This window comes from Rouxiella sp. T17 (genome assembly GCF_036663475.1).
Classification (GTDB): domain Bacteria; phylum Pseudomonadota; class Gammaproteobacteria; order Enterobacterales; family Enterobacteriaceae; genus Rouxiella.
On record NZ_JAWUEA010000010.1, the window covers coordinates 24,441 to 48,606 of the forward strand.

Here is a 24,166-nt window from a genome sequence, read left to right on the forward strand (position 1 = left end):
TTAAGGTATTGGCATTAATCAATTTTGTTAACTGATGCGTTGTTAACTGATGTTTTGATAACGACTATTTTTCTAAGATAAGGCGCTGGTTAAGTAATTTTTATCGCGTTCAGTAAAGCGTCGGCATTTTTGGTCGCCGCAAGCTGCGTGCTGGCCTGCTCGAAGAGGGCGCGACGCAGCGTGAAAGCCGCAGAAGGGGGCGGGATCAATACCGCCGTGCGCGAACGCAGTAATTCAGACCAGCGATGGCAGGCCACCTGACGCGACTCGTCGACGTTTTCCAGCCGAGGTTCGACCTGCCGACAGTGATCGTTGGCGTACGCGCAGCGGGTATGAAAACGGCAGCCCGTAGGCATATTGGCCGGATTCGGCATGTCGCCCTGCAACATATCCACCGGCCTTTTTACGCCCGGCGTCAACAGCGGCGCGGAGGCGATCAGCGCCTGCGTATAGGGGTGCAGCGGGGCGTCAAAAATATCGTCGACCTTCGCCAGCTCAACGATTTGCCCGAGATACATCACCGCCACGCGGTCGCTCATATGACGAATAACGGCCAAACCGTGCGCCACAACAATCATCGTTAAACCAAATTGCTGCTTGAGACTTTCCAGCAGGTTGACCACCTGCGCCTGCACGGAGACGTCGAGCGCCGAAACCGGCTCGTCGCCAAGCAGCAGTTTTGGCTCCGAAGCCAGCGCGCGGGCGATGCCGATACGCTGCCGCTGACCGCCTGAAAACTCGTGCGGATAGCGCTGGCTAAAGGCGGCGGGCAGGCCGACGGTAGTCAGCAACTCTCTCACTCGCTCTTTACGCGACGCCGCGTCAGGCAGCATGTTGTGCAGCCACAGCGGTTCCCCCACGATTTGCTCGACCGTCATTCGCGGGTTCAGAGAGGCAAACGGGTCTTGAAAAATGATTTGCAGCTCGCGACGCAGCGGCTTCATCTGCGCGGTAGAGAGATGGCTGATATTTTGGCCCTGATAAAAAACGTCGCCTTCCGAGGCGCGCAAAAGTTGCAGCAGCAGGCGTCCAAGGGTCGATTTCCCTGAGCCGGATTCGCCGACAATCGCCAGCGTTTCGCCCTGATAAACGCGCAGCGACACGCGGTCGACGGCCTGCACGACGGGGGTTTTTCGAAACAGCGAGCTGGGGCCTTTAAACACCTTGCTCAGGCCGACGGCCTCGAGAATTGGGCGTGGGGGAGTCTTCACGACAGCGCCTCCTGATGGGTTTGAAGAGAAAAATGTTGCTCCAACGGCGCTTTAAAACAGGCAACCTGATGCGTGCCGCTATCAAGCGCGGTGAGTGTTGGCCGCTGCTGATGACAGTTGAGGTCAGCGAACGGGCAGCGCGTTGCGAAACGACAGCCTTTCGGCATATCGGCGGGCAAAGGCACGGCACCCGGAATCGTCGACAGTTTTCCCTGTCGCGAGGCCAGCGACGGCATCGACCCCATCAGTCCGATGGTGTAGGGATGCTGCGGATCGTTAAACAGATCGGCCACCTCGCCCTGTTCGACGATTTGTCCGGCATACATCACCGCCACGCTGTCGGCCACTTCGGCAACCACGCCCAAGTCATGAGTAATCAGCAGCATCGCGGTATCGCTCTGCTCCTGCATGCGATTAAGCAGGGCCAGAATTTGCGCCTGAATCGTCACGTCGAGCGCGGTGGTTGGCTCGTCGGCAATCAGCAGTTTCGGGCGATTAACCAGCGCCATGGCAATCATGATGCGCTGGCGCATGCCGCCCGAAAGCTGATGCGGATACGCCTTGATCCTGAGTTCGGGCGCGGGTATTTGCACCTGTTGCAGAATCGACAGCGTCTGTTTCATCGCCTCGTTTTTATCGACGCCCTGATGACGCATCACGGCTTCGCTAATCTGCTCGCCCAGCGTCAAGGCCGGATTGAGCGAGGTCATCGGCTCCTGAAAGATCATCGCGATTTCCTGTCCGCGCAGGTCGGCGTACTGGCGCTCGGTCAGTTTCAGCAGCGAATGGCCCTCAAAATTTACCTCGCCGTGTAGCACCTGCGCGCTTTGCGGCAGCAGGCCCATCAGCGCCAGCGAAGTCACGCTTTTACCACAGCCCGATTCGCCAACCAGCGCCAGCGTTTTACCCGCCGCAATGTTTAGCGAAATGCCATCCAGCACGCTGGCGGGACTGCCGCGAAATTGCACTTTGAGGTCATCGATTTTCAGTACCGATTGCGACGCAGAGTCAAACTCGGACTGCGTCGCTGTCGTGGCGGTGGTCTTGAGTGCGGCCTGCGCCGCAATGTTAGAGGCGATCATCAAAGGGGTTCCTCATCGTCATTATTCAACGTGGCGATAAATGCATTTTGCAAAAACAGCAGGTGCTCGCGCATCATCCTGGCGGCCTCGAGCGGCTGACGCGCGGCGATGTGCTCGACAATGCGCCGATGGTGATGGTCGTAAATATCGAGACGCTCCTGATTGCGCGCTTTGTCACGCACTGCCTGCCAGCTCGGGTCGCGGCGAATCGCGTCGACGGCGTCAAACAGCCCGAGCAGCAGGCGATTTCCGGCGGCGTCGGCAATCGCGCGGTGAAAGGCGCTGTCCCACAGCTCAATCTGGTCGGCATCTTCGGCGTCAAGCTGGGTCATTCTGTCGAGCAGTCGCCACATCAGCTGAATCTGCTCGGGCGTGGCGCGCAGGGCCGCGTATTTCGCTAAACCCGGCTCGATTTGCAGCCGCGCCTCCATCACTTCCAGCAGGTTCGACTGCTTCGGCATTGCTTGCAGGCTCAGCGGCTGCGCGGGCGCTTTCGGACCAATAAAGGTGCCTTTTCCCTGTTTGCGCCAGATAAGGCCTTCTTCAACCAACACGTCGAGCGCGCGACGAATTTCGCGCCGTCCCGCGCCGAGGCGTAAAACGAGGTCACGCTCGGTCGGCAGCGGCTGACCTTCGTGCGGGTGCTGCTCGATAAGCTGACGCAGTTGCTCCAGCGCCGAATGCGAATTGCCCGCCGCTAATGCGCTAGCGGAAGAGGTGACACGATGTTGGCCTTTAGAGGGTGCAGACATGATCCAGTGCGCCTAGTAGTTAACGTGATCTCATCAAGGCATTGCACAAATCGAACCAATGTCGCGATGGTTCAGGAAAAAATCAGATAATAAAATTTAATAACACTATTTTTCATATGCTTAACTTTTGTAAATTCATGAATCAATCAGATAAGGTTCAGTCAAGGCAATGCCCTATTTGGAGCAGGGATTTAAAAAGTTGCACCGCAGAGACGCAACTTGTTAAAAATAAGGGAGGTGAGTAGATGATATTCACCGTTAACGGGGATGAGAGAGTCATTAACGATATTCGTTGCCGAATGAAAGGGATACAGGATGAGAACGTTGAAGTTGGGCCATTCGGGCCTTGAAGTCTCTGCGGTTTGTCTTGGCTGTTTGACCTATGCGCCGAAAGAGGCGAGCGGGTATACGTGGTCGCTGGATGAGGCAGAAAGTCGGCCTTTTATTCGTCACGCGCTGGAGCTCGGCATTAACTTTTTTGATACCGCCAATTCGTATTCAAACGGTGCCAGTGAAGAGATTCTCGGGCGAGCGATTAAAGATTTTGCCAACCGCGATAACGTGGTAATTGCTACCAAACTTTATAATCCGATTCGCAGCGGACCAAACAGTAAGGGATTGTCGCGCAAGGCGATTATGACCGAATGTGACGCCAGCCTGCGCCGTCTCGGTACTGATTATATCGACCTCTATCAAATTCATCGCTGGGATTACGACACGCCGCTCGAGGAGACGCTTGAGGCGCTGCACGACCTGGTTAAAGCCGGAAAAGTGCGTTATTTGGGGGCGTCATCGATGTTTGCGTGGCAATTTTCAAAAGCCCTACAGGTGGCGAAATATAACGGCTGGACGCGTTTTATCTGCATGCAGAATCACCTCAATCTGCTTTATCGCGAAGAAGAGCGCGAAATGCTGGGATTATGCGAAAGTGAAGGGATTGGCGTAACGCCGTGGAGTCCGCTGGCGCGCGGTTTACTGGCGCGTCCGTGGCAGCAACCGACGGATTCTCTGCGCCACGGGCACGATCGCTTCGCGAAACAGCTCTATTCCGCCACGGCAGAAGCGGATCGCAGCGTAATAGAAGCCGTTACCGCCGTGGCCGCTGAACGCGGTGTTTCACAGGCGCAGGTCGCGCTGGCGTGGCTTTATCGTCATAAATCGGTGGTTGCGCCAGTCATTGGGGCGACTAAATTTTCTCATCTCGACGACGCCGTCGCGGCCAGTGATTTGGTGCTGAGCGCAGAAGAGATTGCCCAGCTTGAAGCGCCCTATATTCCACACAATGTGGCTGAACATGACTAATTCCCCAAACCAAATGCAAATGATTTTGCCTTAAATCTCACTGATATTTACTTAATCTCTAGTGAAAAGCTTCGTCGGCGTCCCAAATAGTCGACATGGCGGTTTCAAGTTTTTTGAACAATCGGTAGCGCGGCTCGTGGAAGGCGACCTGCTCGGGAATCGGCAATAACGGCTGGGCGGTGACCTTTACCGCCTGCTTGACGCCTGCCGCGAGGTCGCGCCAAATACCCACGCCTACGCCCGCGCAAATGGCTGCGCCGAGTGCGCCGGTCTCTTTGCATTCGGTGACCTTAATCGGAATGTTTAATACGTCGGCGAACATTTGCGGCCAGATGCAACTGCGCGCCGCGCCGCCCGAAAGCGTGGCCTGTTCAAAGGCAATGCCCGCCGCGCGCAGCCTGTCGATGTGCGCGCGATGGGCGAAAGTTACGCCCTCAAACAGCGCATAAAGCATGTCGGCGCGAGTGTGCCAGCCGCCTAAACCGTAAAATCCGGCTTTGGATACGCCCGCTTTTCGGCCTGAATAGAGATACGGATGATAGAGCGGCAACTGGTCGTTGGCGGCAACGTGGGCGACGATATCGCTGCTGCGCGCCGCGCCTTGACCGGCTCTGCCATCATCAAACTCGCGCAGGAACCAGTCGAGATTGGCCGCCGAGGTAGCGCTGGCCTCAATCGCCATGTAGCGATCGCGTTCGATTATCGAATTCATAAACACGGGGCGCAGATAGTCTGGCCTGTCGACCACCACCTGATTGATGCTCCAGGTTCCGGCCACAATAGAGGCCTCGCCGGTATTAACCACGCCGGAACCGACCGCGCTGGCGACGACGTCAAAAATGCCTGCGACCACGGGAATGCCGACGGGTAAACCCGTTAGCGCGGCGGCCTGCGGGGTGATTTTGCCGACCACGTCGCATGACTCGTTAAGCGGCGCGAGCAGGGGCAGGGCGTCTTCGATGTCATAAAGCGCCATCAGTTCGCGATCATAGTCGCGCGACGCGTAATAAAGTAAACCGGCACCGGCGGCGTCGGAATAGTCGGTGGAGATAACACCGCTGAGAAAATGGGCGATCACATCTTTAGCCAGCAAGAAATGGCCGATATTGGCATAAACCTCGGGCTGGTGGCGTTTGAGCCAGCCGATCAAAATGGGCGTCGCGGCGGGCCACGGTTTTTGCAGTGAGCGTTGATAAATCAGCCGATCGCTGCCGTCCAGCTCGAGTTGATGCACGCGTTCCGTCGCGCGGCTGTCGATCGACTGAATGCCTAGCAGCGGGCGGCGCTGTTTGTCCAGCGCGTAAAGCCCATTGCCGTGACCCGCCGCGCCGACGGCAATCACCTGTAAATCCCGTCGAGGAGCCTGAGCCAGACAGGCGCGAACGGCCTGCGTCACGCCGTGATAAATATCTTCAATCGGCCGTTCGGCGTAGCCCGGCTGCGGCTGGTGGGTTTCCCCCGCGCATTCGGCGACGGAGAGCACGCTGCCCTCCAAGTCGAACAGCACCGCTTTGATCATGGTGTTTCCGGCATCAATTCCGAGTAAACATTTGCTCATAGGTCGCTTCCGTTTTCAGTCGCCGAACTGGTGGTAAATCTCCATTGCGTCGCGCCCGCTGGCGCCCTGATGGATTATCGCCATCAGCGCTTTGACCACCTGCGACGGATTGTTGTGCTGATACACGTTACGGCCATACACCATGCCGGAAGCGCCCTGTGCCATCAGCGCCGCCGTTTTGTCGAGCACGGCGGAAAGCTCGCCTTTCCCGCCGCCACGTACCAGCGTCGGGCAGCGCGCCGCTTCAACAACCCGATGAAAATCCTCGACGTTTTCGGTTGGATCCGCCTTGATAATGTCTGCACCCAGCTCGCGCGCCAAACGTACTAACGGAATGATTTTACTCGCGTCGCCGAGCGAACCGTACGCCGCCCCTTCGCCCGCCGGTGCCATGACCAGTGGCTCAATCATCAACGGCATGGCGTATTTTTCGCAGGCGTGGCGCAGGCGACCAATGTTTTCGACACACTGGCGGAAGATGCCGGGCTCGTCGGGGATCATGTATAAATTCACCACCACGGCGGCGGCGTCCATTTGCAGCGCGGCCAAGATTGGCGCATCGGGATTGTGCAACACCGCCCACATTTCGCGGTGGCGCGCGGCGTTATAGGCATTGCCAACATCGGTTCGCAGCACCAGCGCCGGCTTTTTCTGCGGCTGATTTTGCAACAAATCCGCCTGACCGTAATTGACCTGAATCGCATCGGGCTGCGCGGCAATCAGATTGCTCATTACCGTGCCGATATCTTCCAGCCCGATGAGAAAGTCCGGCTCATTAGCAATGCCGTGGTCAATCGCGACGTCGAGACATTTTCCATTATTAAACAGGCGGTTGAGCCTGACTTTATGAGGCGCTGTCATGGCTGACTCCTTCTGAAATCGCCAGCGTCGAATGAGGTGACGCTGAAGGTGATGAATTAGACGGCGAGGGTGCGTTGATGCTGGTTAACCCGTGCAGTTTGGCGAGGCGCGAGAGAGTCGTTTCAAGCTGCTGCGCGCGCTGGTCGTCGTCCCAATGCAATGCTTCACCTAATAGTTGGGCAATTTCTTCAATTCTTTGCATCGTCAGGTTCCCACTGATCGCCATCGGCGTGCGGCGCACCAGCAAATCTTCCAGCGTTTGCACCTGTTCGTGATGAATCAGGTAACGCAGCTCGTTGCGGCTGTATTCGGCATAACTACTCAACGGCTGGTCGGGTTGCTGAGTAATGTAAACCGCGATCTGCGCCGCCAACGTGCCGTAGCGTGTTAACAGTTGGCTGATACGTTCAATCGGCAAATTATTTTGCTTGCTGATTTGCTGGATCCAGGCGGCCTTTCTCTCCGGCTGCGGATAATCTTTGCCACCGCCGATTGCCATCTCTTCGGTTGAAATTTTGCGCGTGCGGCCCAGCAGTTTCAGCACTTTATGCGCCGCCTGTTCGCCAAATTTACGGAACGTGGTCCACTTGCCGCCAACCAGACAAAGTGTCGAGTAATAGCGCGTGGCGTCGGGAGGCAGTAGCACCAGCGTGTGATTACGCGAGATGCGGCCATTGATTTCGCTGTCGGTGAAGGGAAGAGGGCGCACGCCGCTGAAGGTGTAAAGCACGTCTTCTTCTTTAATGTCGATAGTGGGAAAGACAAATTTCAGCGATTGCAGAATGTAGCGCTGTTCTTCGTCGGTGCAGACCACGTCATCGGGGTTGTCGATACGAATATCGGTCGAGCCGACCAGCACGTTGCCATACCACGGGAACATAATGCACACGCGGCCTTCTTCATTTTCGTAATAGACCATTCCGCCGTTAAGCGCCGCCAGCAGCTTGGGATGACGGATAATCAGGTGTGAACCTTTGGTGCCACCAATCAGCTTTCTAGTGGCGGGATTTTGCCTGAGCGTGCTGTTGGCGCGGTCGATCCACGCGCCGGTTGCATTCACCACCACGTGCGGGCGCAGGGTGAAAGTCTGATTGCCGAGGGTATCTTTAAAGGTCAGCGTTTCGCCGTCGCTGGCGATAAGCTGGGTGTAATTCAGCGCCAGTGCAAGCGGATTGGCCTGCTCGGCGTCATTCACCAGCTCTACGCCGAGCCGTTCGGGCGCGCTGATCCAGCCGTCATAATAGGTGGCGCTGCACTTGACCCATTCGGCGAAATCAGGCCAGCTCTGGCGGGTCGCCTGCTCGCCATTCAGCTGGTGGCGCGGCATCGAGCCGTATTGACGAGTATAAAGGTCGTACATCGACAGGCCGGTTTTGATGATCAGCGCGCCGCGTCGTGAAGGGCGTTCAGTTAAACGGAAGAAGCGTTTGCCAGCGTTGACCAGTCCGCCGCTCCAGCTGTCGATGGGCACGGTGGTTCGCAGTGGGGCGACGTAATGCGGCGCGTTTTTCAGTAATCGGTCACGCTCTTCCACCGACTCTTTAACCAGTGAAAACTCGCCGGTTTCAAGGTAGCGCAGGCCGCCGTGGATCATCCGCGAGAGTGCGCCGCTCGCCGCCTGACACCAATCGCCCTGTTCGACCATAATGACCGGCACGCCTTGCAGTGCCAGCTCGCGAAAGGTGCTGATGCCGTTGATTCCGCCGCCAATAATAACCACTGGCGTCTCGGTTAAGCCTTGAATACGCGCGATTTTCTGCTCACGCTGGGTGTCAACCTGCTGTGACTGATTAACCATGTCGAGCTCCTGTAATCGCCGCCCGCCTCTATTTAGTGAAAGGGATCGGGGTCTAAGAGAGGTATAGGGCACAACAACAGGGATGGGCAAGGTACTGATTATTAATTGTAACCAGTTTGTGATCTGGGTCGGTGGATAAGCGCACAAAAGGATCCTCGAGCCGTAAACGCTTGACGCTGGGGATCTTGTTCCTAACCTACAAAACTTGATCTCGATCAATTCGTGGAATGATTAGAATAATTAATGAGTCTTTCTAAGAAATTGCTGATTTTTTCCAAAAAAGCGTCGTGATATCTTTCCTTTTAATCTTCTGACTTATTATGAACCTATAAAGTCATATAACGTCATTCTCGATGTGGAATTAGCATGATTTTATTAACCGGTGCGGCAGGATTTATTGGTTCTAACGTCTTATTGGCGTTAAATAAAGCCGGTATTACTGACGTGGTTATTTGCGACACGATGGGCCGCGACGATAAGTGGCGCAATATAATAGACTGTGAGTTCAGCGACTTTATTCCCCTCGGTAAACTCGAATCCTAGCTTGAAAAAGGCCCGCAGCTTGATGCCATTATTCATTTAGGCGCTAAGTCTTGTACCACGGCGGTGGATGCCGATGACGTTCTTGAAAACAATGTTTCGCGATCGCTTAAGCTTTGGGAATTTTGCGCTAAACGCGGCGTTAGCTTCATCTATGCCTCTTCGTCTTCAACCTACGGCGACGGTTCCAGAGGCTTTAAAGATCACCAATCGCCGCGTTTTTTGAATAAGCTGAATCCACAGAATCTCTACAGCTGGAGCAAAAATCTGTTCGATTTGCGCGTGGCGCGCGATGTTGAAAATCCAGATGTTCAGACGCCAGAACACTGGTACGGATTGAAACTGTTTAATGTCTATGGCCCCGGCGAGTTTCGTGGTGGAACCTTAAAAAGTTCTGTCGGAAAAATTTGTTATTCGGTTTTAAATGACAAACCTGTGACCTTATTTAAATCTGACTTGCCGGAATATGACGACGGCGAACAGTCGCGTGACTTTATTTATATCGATGACGTGACTAACGTTATTAAATGGTTGCTCGCGACTAAACCACCCTCCGGTATATATAATGTCGGCACGGGTGAAGCTAATTCATTTTTGACCATCGCCAAAACGGCGTTCGAACTGTCTGAAAAACATCAGAACATCGACTTCGCGCCTTTTCCTGAAATGCTAAAAAACAGCGCGCAATACTTTACCCAGGCTGATATCAGCAAGATACGTGCCGCGGGCTATACCTCAAGCTTTACGCCTTTGCGCGAAGGCATGGCCAAGTATATTGACTATTTACGTCAGGTGGGGGAGTAATCCCCCATGCTCGGGATATGTTAAGCACCATTTCAAATCTAAGGCTGAAAGTCGTTACTGATAACTCACCGTTACAGTGACATATTAAACGGCGTGATTACGCTTACGCTGGAAAACTCTTCGCTATGTTCAGTCGCCATCGTCGGTATAAATCCGTGATATTCCAAAATGCTTTTAAATATGTTTTTCGCATCCTGCTTTAAGTCATGTTGAATAATTAAATCTAGCTTTCCTTGCGCCATTAAAATACGGTTGTCGCTGTCGAGATCGTGACCGATAAACATTTTTACGGGTCGATTAAGGTCGCTAAATGCGCGAAGAATGGCGTTATTTGCGCCACCGACGCTATAAACGGCAGCAATATCCGGATTCAGTTTTAACGAATGTTTAACAACGTTGTAGGTAAGGGCATCTATGCCAAAGCCGCCATAGATACGCTTTGTTTCCAGAAGCGGTGCCATTATCTTCAATGTTTCACAAAAACCCTCAACACGTTCGGTTTCGCCGTGAAAATGTTCGGCACCTATGACGGCGGCAATCGAAATTTGCTCTTCTTTTAACCAGCGTGCCATCATATATGCCGCAGTGCTGCCAGCAGAACGGTTTTCGATGCCGATATAACGGAAACGTTCGCACTGATTTTGATCCGTGACGAGTGTAATAACCGGCACCCTTTGCTGATGCAACTGACTGATAATGTGTTTAATTTCCTGATTATCCAACGCTTTTAATACGATGCCGTGACTGTCGGTTGCGCAGCGCAGCATGAGTTTGGTCACTTCTTTGACGCTAATTTCCTCAAAAATATGCAGGCGCAGCGAGATTTTAAACGGCGCGAAACTTCCCATTTCACCCAGCAGCGAATCTACCACCATCTGACTAAAACGGGCCGGGGTATGCAGGATGACGTCAATGATAATGGTGCGGCCGCTGGCGAGTCCGTTGTGTAATTGCAACTCCAGATCTTTGATTGCCTGCTCAATCCGACGCTGTGTTTGCGCGTGAACTGCGCCTCGACCATGTAATGCGCGGTCGACCGTGGCCTTGCTCACACCCGCTTGCAAGGCAATCTGCTTGATTGAGAATTTCATTTGAGGTCTTTTTGAGGTCTGCTGTTTCTATTGTTGTCTAAATGTATCTGCTATTGTGCCGAATTGTTAACTGTTATTTTCTTAAATTTCTCAATTTCTCCTATTTGCTATTACAGGATGGCGGAAGTGTGCGTTATTTCTGCAACTACGGCCCAATTACGGGAAATTCTTTAAGGACATTTTTCAATAATGAAAAGAAGTACAGGTATTGTGGTTAATATAATCGGGGTAGTCCTCATCTTGCTAGGGTTAATATTGGCAGCAGGAGGACTTTATTTAATAACATTAGGTGGATCGTGGTTTTATCTTTTCGCAGGCCTTGCGATGGCAGGCAGTGGATGGGGATTAATCAAAAAACGTGCCTGGACATTATGGCTGACATGGGGATTATTAATCGTCAGCTTAATTTGGGCCTTCTCTGAAGTCGGCACCGATTTCTGGCAATTAGTGCCGCGCACCGTGGCATTCCTGGTCGTCACGCTATTAGTGACCCTTTGCGCGCCGCTGCTTAGAAAGTCAAACGGCAACAAAGTGCTTAATTGCAAATTCAGCGCCGTGCTTTCCGTGGTGCTGGTGGCTTCTATCGCCGCTATTTTTGCCAATATGTTCCGCGTGCATCCTGAAGTCGAAGGCAGTGATAACGCCGCCTTGCCAGTGATCGCGAATACGGCAGGTGATGACAGCGGCAGCGACTGGCCAGCCTATGGTCGCAACACCATGGGACAACGTTTTGCCCAGTTTAATCAAATCAATACCAAAAACGTCAAAGACCTTAAAGTCGCGTGGACCTATCGTACCGGTGATTTGGCAACCAACGGTGCCGAATATCAGGTAACGCCGCTTAAAATCGACGATACCGTGTATCTCTGTACGCCGATCAACAAAGTGATTGCGCTTGATCCAACCACGGGCCAAGAGAAATGGAAATACAATCCGAGCGTTAAAGAAACGCCAGCCAACAAAAACTGGAAGCGTTGTCGTGGCGTCAGCTACGCCGATCTTTCTACGTTACCGGCTGAGCAAAGTGCTGCCGTTCCTGCGAATGCCGCTCCGGCGACCTGTCGTAAACGCATCATCAGTACTACCATCGACGCGCGTTTGTTCGAGCTGGATGCTGAAACCGGTAAAATCTGTTCCGATTTTGGCGACAACGGCTATGTTGACCTGTTGAAAGGCCTTGGCCCGACGGCTCCAGATTCTTACTTCCTGACCTCGGCACCACTGGTTGCCAATGGCGTTATCATGGTTGGCGGCAAGTTAAACGACAACCTGACTACGGGCGAAGCATCTGGCGTTGTGCGCGGCTTTGACGTGCAAACCGGTAAGCTGCTGTGGGCGTGGGATCCTTCCCGTGGCCCGCGCGACAGTACGCCTCTGCCCGACGGCCAGACTTATACTATCGAAACGCCAAACTTCTGGGGAACAGCGGCCTACGACGAAAAACTGGGTCTCGCTTATTTCCCTACAGGTAACCAGACTCCCGATTTCTGGACGGGCAATCGTCATCCGTATTCTAATGAATACAACGACTCCGTGGTTGCAATCGAACTGAAAACCGGTAAAGAGCGCTGGCATTTCCGTACCGCCAATCAGGACCAGTTTGACTACGACGTCTCATCCCAGCCCATTCTGTATGATTTGCCGGGTAAAGATGGCACCACCACGCCGGTGCTTATCCAGTTGACCAAGCGCGGACAGATTTTTGTCCTCGACCGTCGCACGGGTAAACCTGTTTTCCCTGTTGAAAACCGTAAAGTTTCTACCGATGCGATGCCGGGCATGAAAGTCTCCCCGACGCAGCCGTATTCCGCGCTTTCTGTGGGTACGACGGCCTTTAAAGAGTCGGATATGTGGGGCGCGTCTATCTTTGACCAGCTCTATTGCCGTATCCAATTCAAGGAGATGCGTTGGGAAGGCGAATTTACGCCGCTGTCTGACAAGAAACGTACGCTGATTTATCCGGGCTACTATGGTGGCTTTAACTGGGGCGGCGGCGCGATTGATGCGTCTACCGGCACGCTGATTGTGAACGATATTCGCATGGCGCAGTGGGGACGTTTCATTAAACGTGAAGATGCTGTACGTGTCGGCCTGAAGCCAAGCACCGAAGGCGAATACTCGGCTCAAAACGGCACGCCGTGGGGTGTTGAGCGTTCGATGTTCGTTTCACCGCTGGGTGTTCCATGCTTTAAACCGCCGTTTGGTTCAATGACCGCCATTGATCTGACGACGGGTAAAACGCGCTGGCAGGTGCCGATGGGCAGCATTCAAGATGCACCGGTTGCTGGTGTGGTGCCGGGCGTGCGCATTCCATTGGGTATGCCGACAATGGGCGGCCCGCTGGTAACCAAAGGTGGCCTGACCTTCTTCCACGGTACGCTGGACTATTATGTTCGCGCGCTGGATAACACCACCGGTAAAGAGCTGTGGCGCGGGCGTCTGCCTGTTGGCGGACAGGGCGCACCGATGTCTTATCTGAATAAGGATGGCAAGCAGTACGTCGTCGTTGTCGCGGGTGGCGCCACCCGAACCGGCACCAACGATAACCGTGGGGACTACGTCATCGCCTACGCATTACCTTAATCGTCTGGTTTAGTAAACTTTAAACCCCGCTTCGGCGGGGTTTTTTTATGGCGGTTGCAATTTCATCCAAACTCTTTCTGGTGCGCTTTTTTGCGGGTTAGATAGTCTTGGTCGGCGCGCAGGCGGTCCCAGTATTCTTTGAAGATCGCGGCGGAGGCGGCTTTTTCTTCATCGAAATTGCGTGGATGCAGGCTGCGGTCTTCGGCATATTTTCGGCCGCCGGGATAGTTGGCGTAGCGGCGCGCGCGGGTGTAGCCCATCTGAATAAATTTTCTGGCCATGTCCATGCCGACAAAATCGTCTTTTTTACGGTATTCCTCAAACAGCGCCATGATGGCTTTCGCAGATACTTCTGCAATCGCAGGCGTTTTGAAACGCCAATGGGGCAAGATTTCAGACTTGTAAGGTTCAACCATCAACACGCCTTGCTCGCCGCGCCCAACCTGATAAAGCTCGGGATTTTTGCGAAAATCGATAGTGTTGAAATCCTGTTCGTAATCAAATTCTTTCTTCATTCCGTCTCGCTCCCTCTTTGTGCTTTCCATCACCAGTGCTTTGATAATTTGTCTACGCAATAACGTGTTTCATTGAGTGTAGTAGAAAGAATAAGGGTGTTACCGATGGAAAACTATCGGATGGAAAACTATCGGATGGGAAGCTATGGATGGCAAGTTAACGAAGGAAACTTCTTGATTGGCAGTTATTTATTGGCACTTCATGATTGGCACTTCTTGAATTGAAGGTAAAACCTGTCCGCCCGGTTAAAGGGGCAGACGGGCAGGGGCTTAGGACTTTTGGCCGATTTTTCAGCAGGCAGAAATTGCCGATGCGTGGGCCGGAACCATTGATGTGACGCCAGATTCAAATGCGGTGATCGGGCCGATTAATAAGATTCCTGGCTTATCGACCCTGCGCCTTATCGATTCGATCGCTTTTAGACAGGCAGTTATTTTCGCACGGTGACCGCGTTGGCCTTGATAGCGTCGGCCAACTCGGCAATGTAGCGGTCGGCGAGCAGTTCGACGGCGTCGCTGCGGGTCGTGTTGGCAAGCATGGCAAGCTGGTCGATTTTTCGCAAAACCGAGGTTCTGAGTGACAACGACACGGCTTTCTTTTTGACCTTGCTTAGCGACACGCCTTTCTCGCTAGTGGAAGAGAGCGCCGCCGAGTTTGCAGAGAGCGCCTCACTCATCCAGCGAAGCGCTTTTTTATCCAGCTGACCTTGCTCAACCAGCTGATAGGTGTGCGCCGCCTTGCTGTATTTAATTTCAGCCGTGTAAGTGTCGCGCAGCTCTTTCAGCGCGCGGGTCAGCGTCGGCTCGGAACAGGCAAGCTGGGAGATAATTTTCGCTGCCGACACCGGATGTCCAGAAGACAATAACAGCGCCAGGCGAAAAATTCGGGCTTGTCGTGTACTAATTTGCATATTTATCAAACGCCCGAAAAGGGTTGAGTTGCCGCTAATGCACGGACGGCTGCTATTGCACCAACGGATAATTGCACCAACGGATAAGCACAAGTTCGATTTCTGATAACGATTAAACAGAAACTGACCGCGCTGCCACAGTGATTTATCTCTAAATCGGCCGCTTTTAAATCCGTTATTTCTGAATCCGTTCATTAGCGTTTCTAGTAAATGACAAATGTTAACAAGGTGAGTTTCAACCTTGGTTAAATCAAGTTGAGTTAAATCAACGTGATGTTCACTCTATTAACCTTAAGCTCAGTTTTATGGCAGCTTTCTAAAACAGCGTAAAATTCAGAAAGTCAGTTTTTTTGCGTGAGATTGACCAGCCTAACGCCGTCCTGTCCGCCGTCTTGCCAAATGCCATAAATTTGCGCTTGTTCAAGCACGCGTAACGCCCAACGGCGATGGGTAGCGGGTTCGCACATTGCGCCCTGCGATTTGAAAACCGCCTGCCGCGAGTTTAGAATGCGCAGCGCATCTTCATGATCCGCCGATGAGACTCTTAACGCCTGTTCAATGGTCGAAATTTGATTCGGATGAATCGCCGTTTTGCCGACTAATCCGTGGGCAATATCCAGCGCCAGCTCTCTTTCCAACACGTTTTGCTCGTCAATATGTTCACACACCGGCGAAGTGAGGGCAAAGTCACGCGCGCTAAACACCGCGACCAGCATTTTAATCACGTAACCCATCGGGCCGTCGTACAGGGTAAGATTGCGCGGACGACGCAGGGAAATCACGTTCATCAAATCATTACCGCCGATGCGCAGCGCGATCACCCGCTCATGGCAAGGGTGCTCGGCAAGCGCAACGGCCAGCTCGCGCATCTTTGCGACGTCGAACACCTCTTCGGTTTCCAGCGTCGGCATAATATTCAGGGACGTGTGCTGAATAATCTCCCACCACGCCGGCAGCGAGGCGAGGGTAAATTTGGGCAGCACCAGCCCGTCGATCGAGCCTAAATCCTCGCGTTCAATCAGCTGTTTGCTCATCGCCAAATGGCGCGGACGAATAAACACCAGCGGCCGTTCGCTGCCGCTTGCCACATTTTTTGCGGCAGAAAGCCTTTGCAGCACGCGCCTGAGATGAGTCAGGGCGATAGGAATTTCGGCCTCGCTGATGGCGTCTTCTAAGTCGATAACTAGGGAACGCAGGCCTTCAATGCGATTATTTAACACGATATCGGCGATGTCATTGCGCGTTGCGGGCATATAAAGCGTTGCGCCGAGGCGGTAAGGTGAAAGTCTCGTTGTCATCAATGCACCTTCTTGATAATGGTGACGGCGCGATATTGGCCGAGGCGATCGCCGACTTCTACAATCGCGATGCCTTTTTCTCGTGCCAGATAAACTAGCAGCGCCACGTCGGGATCGTCGACGGAACGCACCAAAACGTGCTCCGGTACACGACGTAATACGGCGCGCGTGGCTTCGGCGATACCGGGCTTGATTCGATTGATGCTGGAAATGTCATAGTCTTCGGCAAGCTGAGCGATCACTTTTTCGCTCAACGCCTTAAGATGAGCATAATCCTTCGGCTGCCATGCACTCGCGACAATCTTATTGAGATCAAGGCGTTGACGGCATTCGGCGACGGTATCGACCAGCAGCCTGCTGCATTCGAATTCACTAAGATGATCGCACTTTACGCAGCCATGCAGTCCGTCTGCGGACCAGATGGAGCGCGATATTAGCCCAGAAACCGGTGCGCCCATGATGCCAAACGGGATTAGCCAGTCGTCGTCGCTGGCGGCGAGCCATGAACAGCCGCACGGATCAGCCAGTACCACGAGTCGAGGTTGCTCAAGCTGTTGCGTAAAAAAGCCTGAATTTACAGAAGAAAATGAATAACCTGCGCGTCCGGCGAGCGAGCGTTGCAGCTGGCCAGTGATCGCGCCCTTGCCGGTCCAGCCGTCGACAAACACGATGCCTTCGGTGCCGTGCCGCGCTTCAATCCAGCCGAGCGCCGTTTCATCGATACCGCGATCGCGGATAATACTGATGCCGTAATGATGAGATTCAACGCCCATTTCCCGCAGCGTTTGCTGCAACATTACGCCCAGTGGCACACCCGCGCGCACTAAACTAACCAGCACAATGGGCGTGCTGCCAAACTGCGCTGCCAGCGCTTTTGCCAGCATCACGACTTCAATCGCCAGACGTTCGGCACCGCCCGCCAATGCGCGCGCGAAGAGATCCAGATGCCACGCGGTCGGCTCGGGTTCCTGACTCAGCATCTCGGAATAGTGCCGCGCACCCGATTGAATCAGTTGCTCTTTTTCTTCAACGGGCGTCATCTCCAGCTCGACAGGTTTAAGCAAAAAATGTACGTCGTGGGGCAGATAGGATCCGGAGAAAGGCACAAAATCGCTCATCTTAAGATTCTCCAAATAGGCGGGCGTTGATGTGCTGGGCAAACTGGCTTTGATTGGGGATGCCAAACCAGGTGCAAAGCTTCATAAAGCGGTGATCGCTCAGGCTATCGCCTAAACCGATAACCGGAAACACGCCGCGTTCGGCCCGCAATTTATCGAGCAGATAGCGGGTGGCGAGGCCTTTTTCGACGGGGTCGGGAAGCCACGCAATATTGTTGCTGTTGCGGTGAATATAGAAACCTGCTGTAGAAAATTTCTGTTCGATTTCATCACCAAAGGCGTTCAGTTCGTCTAGGCGCGTGCTGTCGGTGTGCTTCATCACCAAGTAAATCGGCGTGTCGCCGTATTCATAGTTAATGCGCGCCCAGCCGTTGATATCACGCTCATGCATTAATTGGGTAATATCTTGCTGAAGCTGCAACAAACGCGCGCGATAGGGCGTCAGTTTGTCGAGCATCAGCGCGCGCCAGACGGGATCGGGCTGCTTATGCGCATCAAGAATTACCGCGCCGTGCGTGGTGATCGACCAGGATTTAAACGGGATCGCGACGCGGCTTATCTCTTCGGTGCCGCGCGCGGTAACAGGAATCAGGTCGGCGTGATCGAGCAGCCAATCGACCAGCATCGACTGCTCTTCGGTCATGAAGCTGCGCGGCGACAGGGAACGGTCAAGCGCGCCAGTGCGAAAAGGCTGCAGCGCCAGTTCGTCGACCATTTTACGCCGCGTTTGAAACAGCGTGTCGTCAAGGTCGGTAAAAACGACAGGGGCATTGGCGGAATTAAGCATAATAGATAACCTCGACGGCGGGGGCGACGCGCTGTAAGGCATCGATTAACAGTGGATCGACGCTGTTCGCTTCGGTTTCGACGCATAACAGGATGCGGTCGAACTGCTGGTGCGCGATGTTATAAACAAAATTTGGAATGCCGAGGCCGTAATTGTCTTTAAATGCCAACGCTGATTCGATGGCGAAGCCGAGGGCAATCGGTGAGCGCGTGGTGCAGCTGAATTTAACTTTCGCGCCTGACTTTTCGAGCCTTTCGGCCAGCAATAACGGCTCCCACACGAACTCTCCCGAGCCAAGTACCAGAATATTTTCATCGGGCAAGGCGTGAACCTCAGCGCCTAGATCGGCAGCGGAAGTTGCCATGCCGAGACGTCCCCAGCTTTGCTTGCCGGTAATCTTGACGCTGCCACTGGCGGTGATATTCACGTTGGGCATCAAGGGGATAGGCGCGAGCGGATTTTTCTCCCAGTGCCAATCACCCTGCACGAGCGACACGGCGTTAACGGGTAAAGGGCAGGTTGTTGCCAGCGCGTCACCACTCCAATCGGTGAGCGTTACCGTAACCACGCGCTCAAGCTGGTGGAGATTGCCGTCAACCCGAAGCGCGTGCAGCAAATTCACAAAGGTATTGCCGGTGGTGGCTTCGTCGTCGATTAGCACCACGCTACGAGCCTGCAACACGCGGTCACGCAAAACGGGATCGGTAGGGCGATAAAGTAGGTGATCGGTGGCGTGACTGTGATTTTCTTTGAATTCGCACAGTAGCTCGCCGTCCACCGGATGACGCGTCGAGGTGAGATAAACGGCATCGGCAAAGGCGGCCTTTGCTTCGTCAAACACGCCCGCACCAAGGCCCACCGCGGTTTCAGCCATACCTATAAACAGCACGGGCTGTGGCAAATCGGCAGGAATTTGCTGGGCAAGCTGGCGGTAGGCATTACGCATGATGGCCGGAGAAACGGGAATGTGGCGGCCTAAAACCTTGCTGACAAACAAGAAGGCGCGTTTCGGATTCTGTCGTTCAGCGATATCAAACAGTGCCTCTAACGCCAGCGAGCCGCCCGTAGGCGTGACGGTGAGCGTGCCACCAGCCAACTCGCGGCGATAAATAACCGGTGAAATTATCTCGCTCATGCATTCACCTTGTTCGACGGGCTGTTTTCCAGCGTGGCAGAGTAAAGCACGGCCTCGGTTAGCGGACGCACCACGGCAGGACTAAAGCTGTTTTTGGCTATTTCAGTGACTTCTGCTGCGCTCAACACGCCGAGAGTAAATAACGCAAACAGGCCGGGCAGATTAACGCCGCTATGACGCGTATAACCAATGCCGCCTGAAGGACGCATGTTTATCTCGAGCAGCACGGGTACGCCGTCGTCGTTATGGCGCGTTTGAACGTTGATCAATCCATCGCCCTGCATCACCTCGGCGCAGCGTAATGCCAGCTGGTAAGCCTCGCCAGATTGCTCAAGATATTGCAACGAACCCTCTTTTCGACGCGCGACGGCGGCAAGCACCTTTCCTTTACTCACCAGCATATCGACCGAATATTCTGGCCCCGGTAAATAAGGCATCAGTACCAACGGCGCGAATTCACCCTGTTGCGCAAGAGCGTGCAGATATAAATCGGGATGCACTTTGCGATTATCTGGATGAGTAAACGCCGCCATCGGATTGGCGCTGTCATCAAAACGCCAAAATCCCATGCCATAAATACCCGTAACGGGTTTCACACAGAGCCTCGCGGGCTGCGGCAACTGGCGATTTTGCGCAATCTCATCACGCAGTTGATCGGCACTGTTTATCTGCACGGAAGCCACCACGGGTAGCGCGTGTTGCTGCATATAGGCAGCAAATTCGACTTTATCGTCGGCAAGTTCGAAAGAGTTTGCGTCGGTTGCGCCGGTAGTCAGTGAAACGCCCAGCGCCTCGATGGCGGCACGATGAGATTCGAACCACTGCGGATTACGTCCGGCGTGAATCGCGTTGACACCGTATTCTTCAACCGTGTCGACAATAAATTGAAAACGCTGCGCATCTTCCCGAGGTTCAATAAGTGCAATATCGGCCAAAGAAAGTATTTCATTTCTCTGATTACGGTGTGACGCGATTAATGTTAAAGATTTACTCGTTTTATTAATGAAGGTTTTATTACAAAAGGATTTTTCCCAGAAAGTTTTAATGCTCGAAATAATGTCACGCTGTGATGACAAACCTTCCATTAGCCAAAGGGTCAGACTCATTGTTTTTATTTTCCAATAATGACAAGCGAAGGAGGGATTAACGCGAGTCTAGGTTGAGCCTTGCAACATGTCAATCATATTATGATTAAAATAAAATCACCTTTTTTGGAAAAGTAAATCTGGCTTTTAATCTGTATAGTAACGTCAGTATATGTAAAGTATTAATAGTACTCTTCATTAAAAACAGTGAGTTATATATATTTCCAGCTGTTACTAAAAAAAGAGGGTTGTGCGATAACACCCTCATGATATGATTTTTTAAAGCATGGATTATGTTCTAACAAAATAATCAATCAATACGTCTCTGGGGACGTCTCTGAGGAATTAAATAATGGTTTCTTTAACCAAAAACCAAACTGTTTCACTTAGCAAGCAAACTTCTTCCTTAAATCATCTTCAATTTGGTTTAGGGTGGGATCCATTAAAAAAGAAAGGATTATTTGGTGGTCTGTTCGGTGGTGGTAAAGATTCCATAGATTTAGATGCGGGTTGTGTCTTATTGGATAAATCCGGTAAAACGCTCGACACGATTTGGTTTAGAAAATTAAAGTCAAACTGTGGTTCTGTTATTCATCAGGGCGATAATCTGACGGGTGAAGGCGACGGCGACGATGAAGTCATCAACGTCGATTTAGGCCGTTTACCTGCGCAGGTCGAATATTTGGCGTTCACCGTCAATAGCTTCCGTGGACAAACTTTTAATGAAGTCGACAACGCCTTTTGTCGCGTGGTTGACCAGTCGAGCAAAGCCGAATTGGCGCGTTACAAGCTGACCGAGCAGGGTTCACATACCGGCATTATCATCGCCTCTCTGGCTCGCAACAACGGCAGCTGGGATTTCACCGCGCACGGCAAAGCCTCAACCGGCCGCACCATTGATGACATGAACAGCGACATCGTCGCGGCGGTGGTGCGCTAATGACCATGACGCCGGGCAGCAATGCCGCTATTCCTTCACAACTCCTGACGGTGCGCGTGCTTTCCGGCGTATCCATCGACGCCTCCGCGTTTCGTTTATATGCCTCCGGCAAAGTGCAGGGCGATGCCGATATGGTGTTTTACGGCCAGCCGGTTAATGACGATTCCTCTGTGAAACTCACCGGCGCGGGCACGGATACGGCGTTTACCGTAGACATTAACCGCCTGCGTCCAGAGGTGCAAAAGCTGGCGTTTACCGCTACCTGCGACAATAACGGCACGCTCGCGGGCCTGCGTAATCTGTCGATTCAGGTCGAGCAAAACGGCACGGTATTAATGACGGGCAACGTGGATATCACCGGGCGTCAGGAAGCCGCGCTGATTCTGGGCGAAATTTACCGTCGCAATGCAGAGTGGAAATTCCGCTTTGTAGCGCAGGGTTTTAACGGTGGATTGCAGCCGCTGGCCGAGCATTTCGGCGTTGATATTTCCGAACCCGCTTCTTCATCAACGGCCAATCCAGCGCCAACGCCAGCTGCCGCACCGCCGGTTCCGCCTACGCCAGAGCCTGCAAAAATCAGTTTAAGCAAGGTGACGCTGACCAAGGAAAAACCGGCCATCAGTCTCACCAAGCGCGATAACTTTGGCGAGATTCGTATCAATCTCAACTGGAATCAGGGCAGCAGCGGCTCCACGGGTGGCGTGCTCGGTATGTTCAGTAAATCCAAAGGTGTAGATCTCGACTTGGGCGCCTTCGTTGAGCAGCAAGACGGCGTAAAAGATGTCATTCAGGCGCTGGGTAATCGTTTTGGCAACTATAACAACGAACCTTTTGTCGAGCTGAAAGGCGATGACCGCACGGGCCAGGTCAGCGGCGGCGAGTGGATGCACATTAACGGTCGCGAATGGAAAAACATTCGTCAGGTACTGATCTTCGCCTTTATTTACGAAGGTGCGGCGAGCTGGGACAAAACGGACGGCGTCGTCACGCTGCACGTTCCCGACCAGCCGCCTATTGAAACCCGTTTAACCGAAGGCTCTAACCGCCACAACATGTGCGCCATTGCCCGTTTGGTCAATGAAAACGGAGCCATCAAAGTAGAGCGTATCAACCAGTTCTTCACCGGCCATAAGGAGATGGACAACGCGCTGGGATGGGGCTTTCGCTGGACAGCTGGATCCAAATAATTCTAATAATCAGAGGCATACAATGGGTATTTTCGATCGAGTTAAAGATGCGATTAATTCTGGGCGCAGCGAGCTGACCAAACAGGTCGGGCGTTACAAAAACAAGAAATTCATGCACGGCACGGTAGCCGTCTGCGCGCGTATTGCAGTTTCCAGCAATGGCGTGAGCAGTGAAGAGAAGCAGAAAATGATCGGCTTTCTGCAAACTTCTCCCGAGTTAAAAGTGTTTGAAACCAAAGAGGTGATCGATTTCTTCAACGAATTAGTCGCTAATTTCAGTTTCGATTACGAAATCGGCAAAGGCGAAACCATGAAATACATTCTGGCACTAAAAGATCAGCCAGAAGCGGCCCAGCTTGCACTGCGCGTTGGCATTGCGGTTGCAAAAAGTGACGGTGATTTCGATCAGGACGAACAGACCGCCGTGCGTGAAATCGCGCTGGCACTGGGTTTCACTCCTGCCGAGTTCGGCCTTTAATATCAATATGATGAGCATGATGTTGGCGTAATCGTCAACGTCATGTTCTGAGGGTCATCTATGGAAGATACACACATCGGTTTTCCTACCGAAACCGTGATCGTGTTTGTTGTTCTGGCCGTCGGGGCCATTTTGATTGACCTGTTCATGCACCGCAAAGATCAGGCGATTTCGCTGAAAAGTGCCGCGTTATGGACCGTTTTCTGGATTGTGGTCGCCATGGCTTTTGCCGGCTTCCTTTATATTCATCATGGGGCGGAAGTTGCCAGCCTGTTTATCACCGGTTATGCGCTTGAGAAAGTCCTGTCGGTCGATAACCTGTTTGTCATGATGGCTATCTTCTCGTGGTTCGCCGTGCCGGATAATTACCGCCACCGCGTGCTCTATTGGGGCGTAATCGGCGCGATTGTGTTCCGTGGAATCTTCGTCGCTATCGGTGCCAGCCTGTTAACGCTCGGCCCGTGGGTTGAAATCGTCTTCGCACTTATCGTCGGCTGGACCGCCGTGATGATGCTGAAAGGCGGCGGTGATGATGATGAAATCGAAGACTATTCTCAGCACATTGCCTATCGCGGCGTAAAACGATTCTTCCCGATTTGGCCCAAGCTGCGCGGCAACGCGTTCTTGCTGAGCCAAAAAGAGGTGGATGTTGAATTAGCCAAGCCCGAGAACAAAGATGTGACCGTGGGTCGCGTCAGTAAGGCAGCGCGTTACGCGACGCCATTGATGCTCTGTCTTGCCGTGGTCGAACTCTCTGACGTGATGTTTGCCTTCGACTCCGTGCCTGCGGTTATCGCGGTAAGCCGTGAACCGTTGATCGTGTACAGCGCCATGATGTTTGCGATACTGGGTCTGCGTACCATGTATTTCGTGCTCGAAGCGCTGAAACAGTATCTGGTTCACCTTGAAAAAGCGGTTATCGTGCTGCTGTTCTTCATCGCGGTGAAGCTGGGTCTGAACGCAACCGACCACATTTGGCATCACGGTTACAATATTTCGGCCAATGCAAGCCTGCTGGTGGTTCTGGGCGTGTTGGCAGTCGGAACAGTCCTTAGCGTGATGTTCCCGGCTAAAAACGATACCGAACAAGGCAAACAGGGCTAAGGCCCGTGCCTAAATTTTTAAACAAC

Annotated in this window: 20 protein-coding genes and 2 pseudogenes; 8 read left to right on the forward strand and 14 right to left on the reverse strand. The window is 53.0% G+C overall.

Annotation, left to right across the window (positions count from 1 at the left end):
- Positions 1 to 89 precede the first annotated feature (89 nt).
- The 3 genes from SC206_RS02605 to SC206_RS02615 are packed head-to-tail and all read right to left on the reverse strand — an operon-like array spanning position 90 to position 3,045.
- Positions 90 to 1,211 (reverse strand): ABC transporter ATP-binding protein, encoded by a 1,122-nt coding sequence (locus SC206_RS02605; RefSeq protein ID WP_332733918.1) that lies wholly within the window; start codon positions 1,209 to 1,211, stop codon positions 90 to 92.
- Positions 1,208 to 2,293, reverse strand: a complete 1,086-nt coding sequence (locus tag SC206_RS02610; RefSeq protein ID WP_332733920.1) for an ABC transporter ATP-binding protein — start codon at positions 2,291 to 2,293, stop codon at positions 1,208 to 1,210. The genes SC206_RS02605 and SC206_RS02610 overlap by 4 nt, the downstream gene beginning before the upstream one ends.
- Positions 2,293 to 3,045: a FadR/GntR family transcriptional regulator gene (locus SC206_RS02615; protein WP_332733922.1), complete on the reverse strand. Its 753-nt coding sequence runs from the start codon at positions 3,043 to 3,045 to the stop codon at positions 2,293 to 2,295. Before SC206_RS02615 ends, SC206_RS02610 begins: the two co-directional genes overlap by 1 nt.
- Positions 3,046 to 3,360: 315 nt before the next feature.
- Between SC206_RS02615 and SC206_RS02620 the strand changes: the two genes are divergently transcribed.
- Positions 3,361 to 4,347: an aldo/keto reductase gene (locus tag SC206_RS02620; RefSeq protein WP_332733923.1), complete on the forward strand. Its 987-nt coding sequence runs from the start codon at positions 3,361 to 3,363 to the stop codon at positions 4,345 to 4,347.
- Positions 4,348 to 4,405: 58 nt separating this feature from the next.
- Here SC206_RS02620 and SC206_RS02625 read toward each other — a convergent pair whose 3' ends face one another.
- Genes SC206_RS02625 through SC206_RS02635 form a run of 3 tightly spaced genes read right to left on the reverse strand, consistent with a single transcriptional unit; the run spans position 4,406 to position 8,564 of the window.
- The gene (locus tag SC206_RS02625) at positions 4,406 to 5,905 is read right to left on the reverse strand and encodes an FGGY-family carbohydrate kinase (protein WP_332733924.1); all 1,500 of its coding nucleotides are present in this window, start codon (positions 5,903 to 5,905) and stop codon (positions 4,406 to 4,408) included.
- A 15-nt stretch (positions 5,906 to 5,920) separates the two neighbouring features.
- Positions 5,921 to 6,766, reverse strand: coding sequence for a class I fructose-bisphosphate aldolase (locus tag SC206_RS02630; protein WP_332733926.1), 846 nt, complete (start codon positions 6,764 to 6,766; stop codon positions 5,921 to 5,923).
- Entirely contained in the window at positions 6,750 to 8,564 is a 1,815-nt protein-coding gene (locus tag SC206_RS02635; protein ID WP_332733928.1) for a glycerol-3-phosphate dehydrogenase/oxidase, read from the reverse strand. Before SC206_RS02635 ends, SC206_RS02630 begins: the two co-directional genes overlap by 17 nt.
- Before the next feature lie 366 nt (positions 8,565 to 8,930).
- Here SC206_RS02635 and rfaD point away from each other — a divergent pair.
- A pseudogene (rfaD, locus tag SC206_RS02640) lies at positions 8,931 to 9,908 on the forward strand (ADP-glyceromanno-heptose 6-epimerase).
- Positions 9,909 to 9,979: 71 nt separating this feature from the next.
- Here rfaD and SC206_RS02645 read toward each other — a convergent pair.
- The gene (locus SC206_RS02645) at positions 9,980 to 10,999 is read right to left on the reverse strand and encodes a LacI family DNA-binding transcriptional regulator (protein WP_332733930.1); all 1,020 of its coding nucleotides are present in this window, start codon (positions 10,997 to 10,999) and stop codon (positions 9,980 to 9,982) included.
- A gap of 189 nt (positions 11,000 to 11,188) precedes the next feature.
- Between SC206_RS02645 and SC206_RS02650 the strand changes: the two genes are divergently transcribed.
- The gene (locus tag SC206_RS02650; protein WP_332733932.1) at positions 11,189 to 13,582 is read left to right on the forward strand and encodes a membrane-bound PQQ-dependent dehydrogenase, glucose/quinate/shikimate family; all 2,394 of its coding nucleotides are present in this window, start codon (positions 11,189 to 11,191) and stop codon (positions 13,580 to 13,582) included.
- 62 nt (positions 13,583 to 13,644) lie between these two features.
- Here SC206_RS02650 and SC206_RS02655 read toward each other — a convergent pair whose 3' ends face one another.
- Entirely contained in the window at positions 13,645 to 14,097 is a 453-nt protein-coding gene (locus SC206_RS02655; RefSeq protein WP_332733934.1) for a DUF4385 domain-containing protein, read from the reverse strand.
- Positions 14,098 to 14,377: 280 nt separating this feature from the next.
- On the opposite strand from SC206_RS02655, the pseudogene SC206_RS02660 reads away from it, so the two are divergent.
- Positions 14,378 to 14,488, forward strand: a pseudogene (locus tag SC206_RS02660) (NAD(P)/FAD-dependent oxidoreductase); the annotation flags it as partial.
- Between the two features lie 40 nt (positions 14,489 to 14,528).
- Here the strand turns inward: SC206_RS02660 and SC206_RS02665 are convergent.
- The 6 genes from SC206_RS02665 to SC206_RS02690 all read right to left on the reverse strand — a co-directional run bounded on the left by SC206_RS02665 (position 14,529) and on the right by SC206_RS02690 (position 20,452).
- A complete protein-coding gene (locus SC206_RS02665; RefSeq protein WP_332733935.1) occupies positions 14,529 to 15,008 on the reverse strand; it encodes a tellurium resistance protein TerW in 480 nt (159 codons plus the stop codon).
- A gap of 341 nt (positions 15,009 to 15,349) precedes the next feature.
- Positions 15,350 to 16,306 (reverse strand): HpcH/HpaI aldolase/citrate lyase family protein, encoded by a 957-nt coding sequence (locus SC206_RS02670; protein WP_332733937.1) that lies wholly within the window; start codon positions 16,304 to 16,306, stop codon positions 15,350 to 15,352.
- Positions 16,306 to 17,424, reverse strand: a complete 1,119-nt coding sequence (locus tag SC206_RS02675) for a cysteine protease StiP family protein (RefSeq protein WP_332733939.1) — start codon at positions 17,422 to 17,424, stop codon at positions 16,306 to 16,308. Before SC206_RS02675 ends, SC206_RS02670 begins: the two co-directional genes overlap by 1 nt.
- A 1-nt stretch (position 17,425) precedes the next feature.
- A complete protein-coding gene (locus tag SC206_RS02680) occupies positions 17,426 to 18,211 on the reverse strand; it encodes a hypothetical protein (RefSeq protein ID WP_332733941.1) in 786 nt (261 codons plus the stop codon).
- Positions 18,204 to 19,346: a phosphoribosyltransferase domain-containing protein gene (locus SC206_RS02685; protein ID WP_332733943.1), complete on the reverse strand. Its 1,143-nt coding sequence runs from the start codon at positions 19,344 to 19,346 to the stop codon at positions 18,204 to 18,206. Before SC206_RS02685 ends, SC206_RS02680 begins: the two co-directional genes overlap by 8 nt.
- Positions 19,343 to 20,452, reverse strand: a complete 1,110-nt coding sequence (locus tag SC206_RS02690; protein ID WP_332733945.1) for an ATP-grasp domain-containing protein — start codon at positions 20,450 to 20,452, stop codon at positions 19,343 to 19,345. Before SC206_RS02690 ends, SC206_RS02685 begins: the two co-directional genes overlap by 4 nt.
- A gap of 331 nt (positions 20,453 to 20,783) precedes the next feature.
- On the opposite strand from SC206_RS02690, the gene SC206_RS02695 reads away from it, so the two are divergent.
- Genes SC206_RS02695 through SC206_RS02710 form a run of 4 tightly spaced genes read left to right on the forward strand, consistent with a single transcriptional unit; the run spans position 20,784 to position 24,140 of the window.
- Positions 20,784 to 21,371 (forward strand): TerD family protein, encoded by a 588-nt coding sequence (locus SC206_RS02695; protein WP_332733947.1) that lies wholly within the window; start codon positions 20,784 to 20,786, stop codon positions 21,369 to 21,371.
- Positions 21,371 to 22,558 carry a TerD family protein gene (locus SC206_RS02700; RefSeq protein ID WP_332733949.1) on the forward strand — a complete coding sequence of 396 codons (1,188 nt, stop codon included), beginning with the start codon at positions 21,371 to 21,373 and terminating at the stop codon, positions 22,556 to 22,558. Before SC206_RS02695 ends, SC206_RS02700 begins: the two co-directional genes overlap by 1 nt.
- Before the next feature lie 22 nt (positions 22,559 to 22,580).
- Entirely contained in the window at positions 22,581 to 23,036 is a 456-nt protein-coding gene (locus tag SC206_RS02705) for a tellurite resistance TerB family protein (RefSeq protein WP_332733951.1), read from the forward strand.
- A gap of 60 nt (positions 23,037 to 23,096) precedes the next feature.
- Entirely contained in the window at positions 23,097 to 24,140 is a 1,044-nt protein-coding gene (locus SC206_RS02710; protein WP_332733953.1) for a TerC/Alx family metal homeostasis membrane protein, read from the forward strand.
- Positions 24,141 to 24,166 lie beyond the last annotated feature (26 nt).